Raw genomic sequence first — 14,216 nt, 5'->3', positions numbered from 1 at the left:
CCATTTAACTAACTTGAAATTTGTAGAAAATCTTAAAAAATTAATTTATACAATTTTTATGAAGTTCCTTTAATTTCCAACATTCTCTGCGCTTTTTTACCACATCTAAGTATTATATCAGATAAAAAAGGATAGTACTACATTACTTAATTTTAGTATTGTAATACTATCCCCATTAATATTGATATCTGGTAATAAAACTATTTAATTAAAGCTAGTTTTTTTGTTTTTTCTTCGATTTCTTTTGGGTCAACATTCAGTCTAGCAACCCCTGTTTCCATTGCAGCTTTTGCCACACTAGCAGCTACTTTTGGAGCTACTCGAGGATCAAATGGTGCTGGAATAATAAAATCTGGAGATAGATCAGCTTCACTTACTAAACTTGCAATTGCATTTACTGCCGCAATTTTCATCTCTTCATTAATATGTGTAGCACGAACATCTAATGCTCCACGGAAAATTCCTGGGAATGCAAGAACGTTATTTACTTGGTTAGGATAATCACTTCGACCTGTACCAATTACTAAAGCCCCTGCTTCTTTTGCATCTTCAGGCATAATTTCTGGATCAGGATTAGCCATTGCAAAAATAATTGGATTTTCATTCATCGAACGAACCATTTCTTGAGTTACTGCTCCTTTTACGGAAACCCCAATAAATACGTCTGCCCCTTCAAGTACTTCTTTAAGGCTACCTTGAATTTTATCTTTATTTGTGTATTTTGCAACTTCATTTTTTACGCTATTCATACCATTTGGACGTCCTTCGTAAATCGCGCCTTTTGTATCACACATAATAATTTGGCGAACTCCAAAACGATATAATAATTTTAATATAGCAATACCCGCTGCTCCTGCACCATTTAGGACCACTTTAATATCAGCCATATTTTTATTCACTATTTTTAATGCATTTACTAAACCTGCAAGTGTAACGATAGCCGTTCCATGTTGATCATCATGGAATATCGGAATATTTGTTTCACGCTTTAAGCGCTCTTCTATTATAAAGCAGTTTGGAGCTGCAATATCCTCTAAATTTATTCCACCAAATGTAGGTTCTAACAATTTTACTGTTTGAATGATTTGCTCTACATCTTGCGTATTTAAGCAGATTGGAAATGCATCAACACCAGCAAAGCTTTTAAATAATGCAGCTTTACCTTCCATTACAGGCAATGCAGCCTCTGGTCCAATATTGCCTAATCCAAGAACAGCAGATCCATCCGAAACTACACCAACCATATTACCTTTCATAGTGTATTCATACACTCTGCTTTTTTCTTCGTAAATTTCTTTACATGGCTCGGCAACACCTGGTGAGTACGCTAAACTTAATTCTTTAGCATTTGTAACTGGCACCTTAGACACTGTTTCTAATTTACCTTGATGTACTCTATGCATATGTAATGCTTCTTCACTTAATAATGACAAACTATTCACTCTCCCTAATGTTGACGAGTTGACTTTTCAACTGTATATTTCTTAGTGATTTTCTCTTTAAAAGTAAAATTTTCTTTTTGTATGATATCACATGTATGTTAATAATAAATAGTTTAGAGGAGAATGTCTATTTCTTTAATACAACATTTGCATCTCCAACAATATTTCTTAACATCGAAAGACAATTCACAGAAGGATTCACAAAATAGTGTTCAGATAATTGAACAGCTTTTTTATCTTCCTCATAATAAAGCACCACTTTTGCATGCCCTTTAAACTTAGAAATCGTTTGCTGTATTGTATAGGCAATATTTTTATTAGTATGTCCCGTTATTTTAATAAATAAAGTATACTTCTTTTGGTCGTTTATTTCTTCCATTTCTTCGATTGTAAGGACTTCATTAATTATTAATTGTTTTCTTTCATCCCGTTCATCAACTTTTACTTTAACTACAACTACTTCTTTTTCTTTTAATTTATGACGGTATTTTTCAAAAGTAGTCGGAAATACTACAGCATCAATTGATGTACTTAAATCTTCAACTTGTAAAAAAGCCATATGCTGTTGTTTTTTTGTTTTTGTAACTCTTAAATCCTTAATATAGACAAATAATAGATGCTCTTTATCTTTCTTCATCATTATAGATGAAATAGTCCCGGCATCGCTTTCATTCAGCAACTTCTCGTACTGACTAATCGGATGACCTGATAAATAAGTACCTAATGCCTGTTTTTCAAGTTCAAGCTTAATTGAAACTTTCATTGGCTCCACTTTTATAATTTCTGGTTTAGGCACAAAATCTTCATCAAGAAATAAATCAAATTGATCTTCATTCTCAGGTCTTACTATATCTACGTAATCGAAAATCATATCAATATTTGCTAATAATGTTGCTCGGTCGAGCTCGAACTCATCAAAGCATCCCGAAAAAATTAAATTTTCTATACTTTTTCGGTTTAATGCTTTTGGTGAAATTTTAATGCACACTTCAAAAAAATCTTTATATGGCCTCTTTTGTAGAATTTCTCTAACAGTTGCCATTCCTATATTTTTTATAGCTAATAAACTATATCGAATTCCGTTTCCTTCAACTACAAATGCATAATGACTTTTATTGATTGAAGGTGGATAGATTGGGATCCCTTTCATTTTTGCTTCACCAATATAATTCGATACTTTCTCTTCACTCCCTATAAAACTCGATAAAAGTGCTGCATAAAATTCTAAAGGAAAATTTGCCTTTAAATATGCTAGTTGATACGCAATCATACTATACGCAACAGCATGACTCCTATTAAATCCATAGTTAGCAAATTGGACAATTAAATCGTATACTTCATTTGCTACTTGTTCATCATAACCTTTAGCTATTGCACCTTCTACAAAATGAATTCTTTCTTCATCTAAAACTTCCTTCTTCTTTTTACTTACAGCTCTTCGAAGTAAATCTGCTTCACTTAAAGTAAATCCTGAAAGAGTTGAAGCAATTTGCATGATTTGCTCTTGATATATGATGACACCATATGTTGGTTTTAATATTTTTTCTAAAACTGGATGAGGATACGTAACCTTCTCCAATCCATGCTTATATTGAATAAATCTAGGGATTTGCTCCATAGGACCCGGACGATATAACGCATTTACAGCCACTATATCTTCAAACTGATTAGGTTGTAATTGCTGTAATACTCTTCTCATTCCTGAAGATTCTAGCTGAAAAACACCTGAGGTATCTCCTTTACTAAGGATTTCAAATGTTTTTAGATCTTGTAAAGGAATTTCTTCCAAATTGATTACTTCGCCTTTTGCTTCATAAATTAATCGACAGACCTCTTCCAATAAACTTAAGTTACGTAGGCCAAGGAAGTCCATCTTTACTAATCCAAGTTCTTCAAGGATTTCCGCAGGATATTGTGTTAAAAACACTCCATGATTCCCCTCTTGTAACGGGACAACGTTTGTTAACGGAAGTTCAGATATAATTACACCTGCTGCATGGATGCTTGTATGACGTGGTAATCCTTCAACTTGGCAAGCTACTTCAAATATCCGTTTATGAATACCAGAATGTTCAACATGACTTTTAAATGCATTTGATTGCTCATAAATATCTTTTAATGAAATTCCTAGTGATGATGGAATTAACTTTGAATACCGATCTATTTCAGTTGGTGCAAGCCCCATTACCCTGGCAATATCTCGAATTGCTGCTTTTGCTCCTAATGTTCCGAATGTAATAATTTGCGCAACATGCACATCACCGTATTTTGAAGCGACATAATCAATCATTTCATCTCGTCGATGATCTGGAAAGTCAATATCAATATCTGGCATTGTAATTCTTTCTTCATTTAAAAAACGTTCAAATAGTAAATTATAATGGATTGGGTCTACATTCGTAATTTTTAATACGTAAGCCACTAAAGATCCCGCAGCTGAACCACGTCCTGGTCCAACAAATATCCCTTGTTCAAGTGCATATTTAATGAAATCCCAGACAATGAGGAAGTAATCATTAAATCCCATCTTATTAATTGTATTTAACTCAAATGCTAATCTTTGTTTAAGTTCATCATTTACTTCCCCATACCGCTCAATCATGCCATTTTCACATACCATTTTTAAATATTCCAATGTTGAATATCCTTCAGGTACTGGATACTTAGGCAATAATGGCTGATGAAAAGGAATCGTTACATTACAAATCTCTGAAATATGTATTGTGTTTTGAAATGCTTCTTCCTCATCAGCAAACAACTTTAATAATTCGGCTTTCGATTTATAATAATATTCGTTCGAATGTAATCTTGGTCTTGATTCGTCTGATAACTTAGTACCATTTTTAACTGAAAATAATGCATCTTGAATAAGTGCATCCTCTTTTTCAATATATCGAACGTCATTTGTAACAACTAAACTGATGTTTGTTTCTTTTTGTAATTGTTTAATTAATGGATATAGCGAACGATCTTCAGATAAGCCATGATCTTGAATACTGACAAAAAAGTGATCGAAAATTGATTGATACTCTTTTACATGAACAATAGCTCTTTCGATTTCTCCATTCATTAGTAAGTTTTCAATTTCTCCCTCTATTCCTGGCGTAATTGCAATCACGCCGTTACTATATGCCGATAACCACTTTTTAGGAATGCCTTCTTTTGATTTTGTCCCTATTATACTTGTAAGTTTTAAAAGGTTTTGATAACCAGCCAAGTCTTTCGCTAGTAAAAGCATCGGATAAGACTGATATTCATCCATTAAAATTGAGATTTTCACTCCAATAATTGGCTTAACTCCTGCTTTTTTACACGCATGATAAAAAGGAATAACCCCGTACATGACATTTTCATCTGCAATAGCAAGCGCAGGATGTCCTTCTCTAACAGCGGCATTAATTAATTCATCTATTTTACAAGCGCTTTGCAATAAACTATAAGAACTTTGAACTTGCAAATGAACAAAACTCATCTACATTCCTCCTTACCATCTTTTCAATATAATCTATTCTATCACAAAATACGAACTTACATTCTATTTTTGTTCGTGAAAATTAAAACAAATGATTTATTTTAAACTTACTTTAATACTCATCATACACATAACACTTTGTCCATATATATTAATTGAGGGAGTGAGGACAATTGGAGCTTAAGTTGCCATTTATACCGGCATTAATTTCAATGTATTTTATTTCACTAGGAATCATAATAGGTGGATCGATAATTGGTTCAATTGGTTACTACGTCATTGGACAGCCACCACTTAGCAGCATGTATGATTTATCAATGAAGTTACGAATTTGGGCAATTGTGGGGGCGATTGGCGGAACATTTGATACATTCTATAGTTTTGAAAAAGGATTATTTGAAGGAGAAACAATCGAATTCATTAAACAAATTTTCATGATTATAGCCGCTATGGGAGGAACTCATACAGGGACAATTATTATCCAATGGTTTACAGGAGAACATGTTTAATGAAAGCTCCTCCAGAACAGCTCTCCCAGGCTTGGGCAAAATTTTTTGTAGGCATTTTCTTCGGGTTTATCATTAGTTGGCTTGTCTTTATTTATTTTTATGGTGTGACAGAAGAAGAACAAGTAAAACAAATATCTGAATTAAAAATGCTCAATAAAGAGTATTTAAGAGATAAAAATATATTTTTTGAAAATATGGAGCGAATGAACAAGGAAAACAAACGAAAATTAACAGTGCAAGAAATCAAAGTGACAATATTAAACTACAAACAATACAATTTAAATGCATTTACTAATAATCAACTTGTTACTGATGTAAAGGATGACTTAAGTAATTTACTTACTCAAGATATAAAAAGCGTTTCTCAAAATCGGGAATTATTAAGACGCGCAATCGAAAACAAAGTTTATATTAAAGATGATCGGCGATTTAAACTTGAAATAGATACAATCTACTTTGATACCGTATTAGAAATCACATTAAAAATAAAAAGCACAAAATAAATGAGAGGCTAGAATTTATAATTAGCCTCTCAAATTTATTTTCAAAACTTTATTTTTCTTCCCTACAAACCTTTTTTAATTCTTCCACTACTTTTTCTGCTTCTTCCCATGAGAAGACTTTCGCTCCAGATGCAAGCGGATGTCCACCACCATTAAACATAGCAGCTACTCCATTTATAACTGGTCCTTTTGAACGAAGACGAACTCGAATTAAATCATCTTCTTCTAAGAAGATAACCCAAGCTTTTACTCCTTTTATATGTCCAAGTGAACTTACAGCCAATGAGGCTTGTTCAGAGTTTACATTGTATTCTTCCATTAGAGCCTTTGTCATGTTTATATGACCGACTCCCTCTTCTGTTAGTTTAAAATTTTGAAGAACATATCCATTTAAATGAGCCATCTCAATTGATGTTTCATACATATTGTCATATATTTCATTAATAGAAAAATCCTTTTTTATCAAATGACTAGCTGCATGAAAAGTTCTTTCTGTTGTACTTGGAAATAAGAATCTTCCTGTATCTCCAATAATCCCCGCATAAATTAGTCTCGCAGCTTTGTCAGTTACGACTAATTGTCCATTACTACTCTCTGCAAGTTCAAAAATCAACTCACTTGTTGAGCTTGCAGTAGTATCAACATGCATAATATCACCGTATTGATCTACGTTAGGGTGATGGTCAATTTTAATCAATTTCTTTCCAGTTGAATACCTTGCATCATCTACTCGTTCAGTATTTGCAGTGTCGCAAACAATGACAAGTGCATCCTTATATACTTCATCTTCTATTTCATCCATTTTATATAAATACTCTAGCGATTGCGGTAGATGTCCTACTACATATACTTTTTTTGCAGGATAACTTGCTTTAATCATTTCTGCTAAGCCGCACTGTGAACCAATTGCATCTGGATCTGGGCGTACATGACGATGAATGATTATCGTATCAAACGAGTGTATATCTTTTAAAATTTGTTCCTTCAACATTAAACTCTCCTTTATATGAAAACTTTTGAAATATAGTATCTATGACTGTAAAATAGAAATATGTATTAGTCATTGAAAGGTGGAAGCTAAGTGAATAGCATTGCAACAATCGTAATTATATCTTTTCTATTCTTCTTATTTTACGTTACCAAATTTTTCTTTACAAGCGAACTATTAACAAAAAAAATTGCAGGATCACGCGCAAGATTAACTTTTGGATTATTCTTATTGCTTTACGGTATAAATCAAATGGTCGCAAAGCTTGAATTAATAACAATTTGTGTCGGTATTGTTTTCATTCTATTTGGTGCGGCAAATCTATATCGTGGATACTTACAGAATAAGCATTATAAAGCAATTGAAAATAAACAAACTGTTTAATCTTATAGTAATCTAGAAAGTGAGAAAACTTACATGATGACTGAAGAACTATTTTCATCAAAATTTGATGAACTAGTAGAATTATCACATTCTAGTATGAAACTGCAAGAGCTACTTACTTTTGCAGAAGAATTAGAGAATCAAGAGGAATGGGGATATTTATATTACGTTAATATGGAATTAGCAGAAACTGCTTTTTCTATTGGTGAAATAGATTTATTTATTGATACCTTTTTGTGGTGTGTAGATTTATATGATCAAAACGAAGAACGTATCGAGCAAGAGCAGATCCTATGGCTATACAAGTGGCTGTTAGAAATAATACCTCAGTCCCTTAGATTCTCGTTAGAAGAAATTCACCATTATTTCGAAGATTTTAAGAATCGTTTAGTCATTGCTAACTATTCTTTAAGACCTTATTTTCAAGCTCTATTTCTAATGAACTTATATTTAAATCAAATAGATTACGCAAAACAAAACTATCAACTATATAAAAAATCTCCAAGGGATCATTTAAGTAATTGTGAAAAATGTGAAATGTATGGTGAAATGATTTATTTACTAAATACTAATCATCTTCAAGAAGCGTTAAATTTACAAAATAAAATAATGAATAGCTCAGTAGATTGTGACGAAGCGATTCACAAATCTTACTCAAAATTACTGCTTCCTTTATTAAAAGAAAGCAAAATAGATGAAGCATTAATTATTCAACAAAAAGCTTATTTTGTAACATATAATCGCACAAAATTCATTCCTGAACTAAGTGAACAAATGATCTTTTTAACTTATTGTGATCCTGATAGAGCAATTGAATTGTTCTATAAACATGTTGATTTATGTGATAATCTTTCGAATCTATCATACAAATTTGAGTTTTGGCTAGCAGCATTATTTATGGCGAAAAAATTGAAAATAAATGAAGATGAATTTATTTATGACTTAGAGAAATTAGAGAAAATTGTATATGACTTAGCAAAAGATTTTGATACTAGAAACGAAAATAATGAATTTGTAAATCGAGTTAATAAACTACTTTTGAATTAAAAATACGGGATGATTTTTTCATAAATTTCAAAGGCGGGGAATGATTTCCTGCTTTTTTTTATCCCTTGATTTCAAGTAATTCAAAAAAATGGAAGCCTATTATGGCTTCCATTTTTCATCGATCTAATAACTGCATCATCATTAATGCTTTTCCTACTAATATCCCTTGCTGAAATACTTCAACATCAACTTTTCCAAATTTACGACCTAATTCTAATACTTTTGGTTTAATTTCAATTACATCATCAATTTGAACTGGCTGTACGAAGTAAATTGTAATATTCTCTACGATTAAGTCACCTTTTTTCATATCACGAACTGCTCTTTTACCTGCCTCGGTTACAATCGTCGTAAATACGCCATGAGAAAGGGTACCAATTACATTCGTCATTTGAGGAGTTACATTACATCTAATCGTAAAGTCATCATTTTTTTGATCTTTATTATTATGAAATTGACTAGTTACTATATCATCAATTGTTTCCCCTACTTGAGGTTGACGTTGCAATTGCTGTAAAGCTTCAAGTACATCTTGACGACTTATAATACCGATTAAGTTATTGGATGTATTTACAACTGGTAGCAACTCTATGCCTTCCCAAACCATCATTCTAGCAGCTGCCGCAACCGACATCTTTTCATTTACACTTATTGGTTGTCTAGTCATAACTTTATCAATTCTTTGAGTACGTTGTTCATGTATGATATCCTTTGAAGTTACGATTCCTATTAGCTTACCTCGATCATCAATTACTGGATATCTTCCATGACCTGTGTCTCTATTATGTTCATACCACTTTTCAACTTCATCAAGTGGAGAAAGTGTGGCTGTTTTTTCAGTTGGAATGAGTATATCCTCAACTAGTACTATATCCTTCTTAATTAATTGATCATAAATTGCTCTATTAATTAAGGTCGCAACAGTAAACGTATCATAACTAGAAGAAATAATCGGCATTTTCATTTCATCCGCAAGACGTTTTACACTTTCATCTGTATCAAATCCACCTGTTACTAATACCGCTGATCCTTCTTTTAATGCTAATTCATGAGCTTTCACTCGGTTTCCGACGATTAATAAATTATTTGCACTAATATATCTCATCATCGCATCAAGCTGCATTGCACCAATAACAAACTTATTAAGTGTTTTATGTAATCCTTCTTTACCACCTAAAACTTGTCCATCAACAATATTAACAACTTCGGCAAAAGTTAATTTTTCAATATTTTCTTTTCTTTTCGTTTCAATACGAATCGTACCTACACGTTCAATGGTACTAACAAATCCTTTGTTTTCCGCATCTTTAATTGCTCTATATGCAGTACCTTCACTTACACTTAAATCTTTTGCAATTTGTCTGACTGATATTTTATGACCGACCGGTAGTTGTTCAATATGTTCTAGTATTTGATCGTGCTTTGTAGTCAATTACCTCACCAAGCTTTCAATGGTTGTATTAATATTTTTATTAACTATTATATAACAATTCATACCATGAAAAAAAGCACGTTTCAACGTGCTTCTAATACTGTACTAATATTTTCTTCGATGGCCTATACTACAATAGTGAAATTGTTGTATTTGGTTCATGTATGAAACCATTATTCTTTGGTAATTTTGCAAGGAACTCATTTGGGTCCACTTGGATTGGTGGGAATGTATTATAATGCATCGGAATTACTTGTTGTGCATTAATCCATTCAGAAGCAATTACTGCATCACTGATTCCCATTGTAAAGTGGTTACCAATTGGTAAATATGCTAGATCGATCTTTTCATACTCGCCTAATGTTTTCATACCTCTGTATAATGCAGTATCACCAGCATGATAAATTGTTTTACCAGCTATTTTTAATAAAACGCCTGATGGTGGTCCTACATTAATTATTTGTTTATTTTCTTCATCAACAATACTTGAACCATGGATTGCTTCTACTAATTTTAATTTTCCAAATGAAAACTCTTTTTCTCCCCCGATATGCATAGGTACAACTTTGACACCTTGCCACGAAATCCAAGTTGCTAATTCCACAGGAGCAATAACAGTTGCATCATTTCGTTTTGCTAGTTCAACTGTATCACCTAAATGATCGCCATGACCATGTGTTACATAAATATAATTCACTTTAATATTTTCTACTTTCACATTAGTATGTGGATTTCCGTTAATAAATGGGTCAATAATAATTGAATCTTGACCGTGTTCTACTAAAATAACACTATGCCCAAAATATGTAATGTTCAAATGAAGTCGCTCCTTTTTTATAAAATTAGTCTCTACCACATTTTAACAGATTATTTTCTATTACAAAAATAAGAAATAAGTTAACTATTTTACGTAATTCGATAAAAAATGATAAAATAAGAATGTGATAAACTGTAAAGACTTTTTTGTTTATTGCAGTAATTTGTTTTTTTAAGAAAGGATGTTACAAATGGAACACCGTATACAAAATCTATCAACTTGGTTAAAAGAGCAAGATATTCAACTAGGATTTATTACATCTACTGAGAACGTATTTTATTTAACTAATTTCCATTGTAATCCACATGAACGTCTTCTAGCTTGTCTTGTATTTCCAAATGATGAACCAATTCTTGTATGTCCACAAATGGAAGTTGGACATGTACAAAACGCAGGCTGGAAATATGACGTAATAGGCTTTAATGATAGTCAAGATCCTTGGGCAATGATACAAGAATCATTAGCAAAACGTAATATTACAGTAAATCGTATGGCAATCGAAAAAGAACATCTTCTTGTTGGCCGCTATGAAAGATTAGTACAACTTTTCCCTGGCGTACAATTCCTTGCAGCTGAAGAAAAATTACATGACTTACGTTTAATAAAAGATAGTGAAGAAATTCGTCGTATGCAAGTGGCTGCCGAAGCTGCTGACATGGCATGTCAAATTATTGTTGATCGTATTGCTGAAGGCAAAACAGAAATGGATTTAATTGCTGAAATGGAATACGAAATGAAGAAAAAAGGTATTTCTAAAACTTCATTTAGTACTTTAATTTTAACTGGTGCAAACTCAGCATTACCACATGGAAATCCAGGTACAAACCCAATTAAAAAAGGTGATTTCGTACTTATGGACTTAGGTTTTATCGTTGATGGGTATTGCTCAGATATTACGCGTACAGTAATGTTTGGTCAACCAAATGAGCAACAACGAGAAATTTATGAAACCGTTTTAAAAGGTCAACTTGCTGCAATCGAAGTGAGTAAACCAGGCGAGGTATTAGGAAATGTTGATCGTGCTGCTCGTCAAATTATTACAGACGCTGGATATGGCGAATACTTCGTTCACCGTATTGGTCACGGTTTAGGTATTGGTATCCATGATTACCCATCAGTAAATGATTCAAATACTGGTATTATTAAAACTGGTATGTCATATACAATAGAGCCAGGAATCTATGTACCAAATGTTGGTGGAGTTCGAATTGAAGATGATATCGTTATTACAGAAACAGGTGCAATGACATTAACGAAGTTCCCTAAAGAATTAATCATCCTATAATATGAAGCAAGACGGATTAATAAATATTCGACAAGTTCTGCCCTCAGATATCCCTATTATGCATAAATGGGAATGTGACGATGAGCTTGGTAAGCTTGTAGGAATAGAAAAACCACGTTCTTTAAATGAAATGGTACAAGGCTATGAAAAATATTTTGACGGACTTAAACCTAATCTCCACTTGTTCACAATCGAATACAAAGGTAATTGTGTAGGAAGAATTGAATTAGGAAATCTCGATAAAGAGAATAATCATGCCGCTTTTGGTATCGTTATTGGAGATCAATCAATGCAAAATAAAGGAATTGGTTCCTTTGCATTAAGCTATCTACTAAATTATGCTTTTAATGAATTAAAACTCATAAAAATATATGGTGAAGTATACGAATATAATATCACTTCACAAAAATTTCTTACAAAATTAGGCTTTCATTTAGATGGTATATTGCGCAAGCATGAGTTTTTCAAAGGCGCTCATCGTGATATGTATCAATATAGCATGTTGAAAGAAGAATATAATTGAGTCATGAATAAAGAAAAAGAATCCCTTTCTTCAGTTGAAGATTGGGATTTTTTAATTGAATAAACAAAATTCTAAAACTTGACATTTCAGACTGATTGCAAGCGCTTGTCTTTCGAAGCACGAAGCTTGGTGAGGCGGAGTTACCTTTAACGGTAATGAGCACCGCAGAAAGGTGAAATAACAAAGAAAGCGATCGTTTGACGGACAGTCTGAAATTTGAAGGATCGTATGTTGTAAGGGTACACCACCCATTGATATATTTCGTTCAATAAGATGTTATTGTTTCTCATTTATTATAAAAAGTCTATTTCCTCTGTATTCAACTGTTTTACCTTGGCTTTCTAATTCAGCCTTAACAGCCTTCGCATAGTCATTTAGATTTAAATAACGCTCATCTAAATCTAATGTAATATTTTGATTACGATAACCCATTAGCCAGTTAAACCCAAAAATACCTGCAATCAGAAAAATAAGAATAAAAATGTATTCCAATACTTTCACTACTTTTTACATAAAATGGAAATTATGATATAATTTTACTATATATTCAAAGTGGATGTTATAGAATGAGAATAAAATAAAATCCCTTTACCGCCATCGATAAAGGGATTTTAATTATTATTAGTTTGTAGAAACAGATGTACCTTGTAATAAAGTAGTTGCTTCTTTGTATTCTAAGCCGTGAGCTTCTGCTACTGCTTCGTAAGTTACATATCCATCAAGTGTATTAATACCTTTGAATAATGCAGAGTTATCTAAGCAAGCTTTTTGATAACCTTTGTTAGCAATTTGAACTGCATAAGGTACTGTAACATTTGTTAATGCCATTGTAGAAGTACGAGGTACTGCACCAGGCATGTTAGCTACAGCGTAGTGTACTACTCCATGTTTCTCATATGTTGGGAAATCATGAGTTGTAATACGATCTGTTGTTTCGAAAATACCACCTTGGTCAATTGCAATATCAACTACAACTGAACCTGGTTCCATTGATTCAATCATTTCTTTTGTAACAAGTTTTGGCGCTTTTGCACCTGGAATTAATACTGCACCAATTACAAGATCAGATTCTTTAACCGCTTCAGCAATATTGTAAGGGTTAGACATTAAAGTCGTAATTTGATGACCAAAAATATCATCTAATTGACGTAAACGATCTGGATTTAAGTCAATCATCGTTACATGAGCACCAAGACCAACTGCTACTTTAGCAGCATTTGTTCCTGCTACACCTCCACCAATGATTGTAACATTTCCACGACGTACTCCTGGTACACCACCTAATAAAATACCTTTTCCGCCTTTATTTTTCTCAAGGAATTGAGCACCAATTTGAGCTGACATACGTCCTGCTACTTCACTCATTGGAGTTAATAACGGTAATGTATTACCAACTTGTACAGTTTCGTAAGCAATTCCTACTACTTTATTATCAATTAAAGCCTTAGTTAATTCAGGCTCTGGAGCTAAATGTAAGTATGTGAATAAAATTAATCCTTCACGGAAATAGCCATATTCACTTGGAATTGGTTCTTTAACTTTCATAACCATTTCATTATTCCAAGCCTCTTCAGCTGTTTCAACAATCGTTGCGCCAGCATTTACGTATTCTTCATTAGTAAATCCTGAACCAAGTCCAGCATTTGTTTCAATGTATACTGAATGTCCATGTCCAACTAAGTTCATTACTCCAGCTGGTGTCATTGCTACACGATTTTCGTTGTTTTTTATTTCTTTTGGTACCCCAATACGCATGTTATTTCCCCCTGAAATATATTTAATTCGCTGCCTCTTAGGATGAGCTCTATTTATTA

The 14,216-nt window shown here is 32.7% G+C and carries 13 protein-coding genes; 6 read left to right on the top strand and 7 right to left on the bottom strand.

Going from position 1 to position 14,216, the window contains the following annotated elements:
* Positions 1-200: 200 nt before the first annotated feature.
* On the bottom strand, positions 201-1,433 hold the full coding sequence (locus tag RAH41_RS03065) for an NAD(P)-dependent malic enzyme (protein WP_056472228.1): 1,233 nt from the start codon (positions 1,431-1,433) through the stop codon (positions 201-203).
* Between the two features lie 136 nt (positions 1,434-1,569).
* Positions 1,570-4,914, bottom strand: a complete 3,345-nt coding sequence (dnaE, locus tag RAH41_RS03060; protein ID WP_331220545.1) for a DNA polymerase III subunit alpha — start codon at positions 4,912-4,914, stop codon at positions 1,570-1,572.
* 212 nt (positions 4,915-5,126) lie between these two features.
* Here dnaE and RAH41_RS03055 point away from each other — a divergent pair, with 212 nt between their 5' ends.
* Positions 5,127-5,423 carry a YtrH family sporulation protein gene (locus RAH41_RS03055; protein ID WP_091023738.1) on the top strand — a complete coding sequence of 99 codons (297 nt, stop codon included), beginning with the start codon at positions 5,127-5,129 and terminating at the stop codon, positions 5,421-5,423.
* Positions 5,423-5,926 (top strand): sporulation membrane protein YtrI, encoded by a 504-nt coding sequence (ytrI, locus tag RAH41_RS03050; RefSeq protein ID WP_331220543.1) that lies wholly within the window; start codon positions 5,423-5,425, stop codon positions 5,924-5,926. Before RAH41_RS03055 ends, ytrI begins: the two co-directional genes overlap by 1 nt.
* A gap of 49 nt (positions 5,927-5,975) precedes the next feature.
* Here the strand turns inward: ytrI and RAH41_RS03045 are convergent, their stop codons facing one another.
* The gene (locus tag RAH41_RS03045) at positions 5,976-6,914 is read right to left on the bottom strand and encodes a bifunctional oligoribonuclease/PAP phosphatase NrnA (protein WP_331221045.1); all 939 of its coding nucleotides are present in this window, start codon (positions 6,912-6,914) and stop codon (positions 5,976-5,978) included.
* A gap of 93 nt (positions 6,915-7,007) precedes the next feature.
* Between RAH41_RS03045 and RAH41_RS03040 the strand changes: the two genes are divergently transcribed.
* Positions 7,008-7,298: a YtpI family protein gene (locus RAH41_RS03040; protein ID WP_331220542.1), complete on the top strand. Its 291-nt coding sequence runs from the start codon at positions 7,008-7,010 to the stop codon at positions 7,296-7,298.
* A gap of 33 nt (positions 7,299-7,331) precedes the next feature.
* Positions 7,332-8,345 (top strand): hypothetical protein, encoded by a 1,014-nt coding sequence (locus RAH41_RS03035; protein WP_331220541.1) that lies wholly within the window; start codon positions 7,332-7,334, stop codon positions 8,343-8,345.
* Between the two features lie 115 nt (positions 8,346-8,460).
* On the opposite strand, the gene RAH41_RS03030 is transcribed toward RAH41_RS03035, so the two are convergent.
* Positions 8,461-9,777 carry a DRTGG domain-containing protein gene (locus tag RAH41_RS03030; RefSeq protein ID WP_331220540.1) on the bottom strand — a complete coding sequence of 439 codons (1,317 nt, stop codon included), beginning with the start codon at positions 9,775-9,777 and terminating at the stop codon, positions 8,461-8,463.
* Positions 9,778-9,907: 130 nt separating this feature from the next.
* Positions 9,908-10,594 carry a metal-dependent hydrolase gene (locus tag RAH41_RS03025; protein ID WP_331220538.1) on the bottom strand — a complete coding sequence of 229 codons (687 nt, stop codon included), beginning with the start codon at positions 10,592-10,594 and terminating at the stop codon, positions 9,908-9,910.
* Positions 10,595-10,784: 190 nt separating this feature from the next.
* On the opposite strand from RAH41_RS03025, the gene RAH41_RS03020 reads away from it, so the two are divergent.
* Positions 10,785-11,879, top strand: coding sequence for a M24 family metallopeptidase (locus RAH41_RS03020; RefSeq protein WP_098426562.1), 1,095 nt, complete (start codon positions 10,785-10,787; stop codon positions 11,877-11,879).
* Between the two features lies 1 nt (position 11,880).
* Positions 11,881-12,402, top strand: coding sequence for a GNAT family protein (locus RAH41_RS03015; protein WP_331220534.1), 522 nt, complete (start codon positions 11,881-11,883; stop codon positions 12,400-12,402).
* A 276-nt stretch (positions 12,403-12,678) separates the two neighbouring features.
* Here the strand turns inward: RAH41_RS03015 and RAH41_RS03010 are convergent, their stop codons facing one another.
* A complete protein-coding gene (locus tag RAH41_RS03010; protein ID WP_331220533.1) occupies positions 12,679-12,894 on the bottom strand; it encodes a hypothetical protein in 216 nt (71 codons plus the stop codon).
* A 129-nt stretch (positions 12,895-13,023) separates the two neighbouring features.
* Positions 13,024-14,157 carry an alanine dehydrogenase gene (ald, locus tag RAH41_RS03005; RefSeq protein WP_331220531.1) on the bottom strand — a complete coding sequence of 378 codons (1,134 nt, stop codon included), beginning with the start codon at positions 14,155-14,157 and terminating at the stop codon, positions 13,024-13,026.
* Between the last annotated feature and the right edge of the window lie 59 nt (positions 14,158-14,216).

This window comes from Gottfriedia acidiceleris, assembly GCF_036421055.1.
Classification (GTDB): domain Bacteria; phylum Bacillota; class Bacilli; order Bacillales; family Bacillaceae_G; genus Gottfriedia; species Gottfriedia acidiceleris_C.
This window is presented reverse-complemented; position numbering and strand designations above follow the sequence as displayed.

Coding starts and splice junctions, on each gene's coding strand:
- RAH41_RS03055 (WP_091023738.1), top strand. CDS start 5,127: ATGTATTTTATTTCACTAGGAATCATAATAGGTGGATCGATAATTGGT.
- ytrI (WP_331220543.1), top strand. CDS start 5,423: ATGAAAGCTCCTCCAGAACAGCTCTCCCAGGCTTGGGCAAAATTTTTT.
- RAH41_RS03020 (WP_098426562.1), top strand. CDS start 10,785: ATGGAACACCGTATACAAAATCTATCAACTTGGTTAAAAGAGCAAGAT.
- RAH41_RS03015 (WP_331220534.1), top strand. CDS start 11,881: ATGAAGCAAGACGGATTAATAAATATTCGACAAGTTCTGCCCTCAGAT.
- ald (WP_331220531.1), bottom strand. CDS start 14,157: ATGCGTATTGGGGTACCAAAAGAAATAAAAAACAACGAAAATCGTGTA.
- dnaE (WP_331220545.1), bottom strand. CDS start 4,914: ATGAGTTTTGTTCATTTGCAAGTTCAAAGTTCTTATAGTTTATTGCAA.
- RAH41_RS03035 (WP_331220541.1), top strand. CDS start 7,332: ATGATGACTGAAGAACTATTTTCATCAAAATTTGATGAACTAGTAGAA.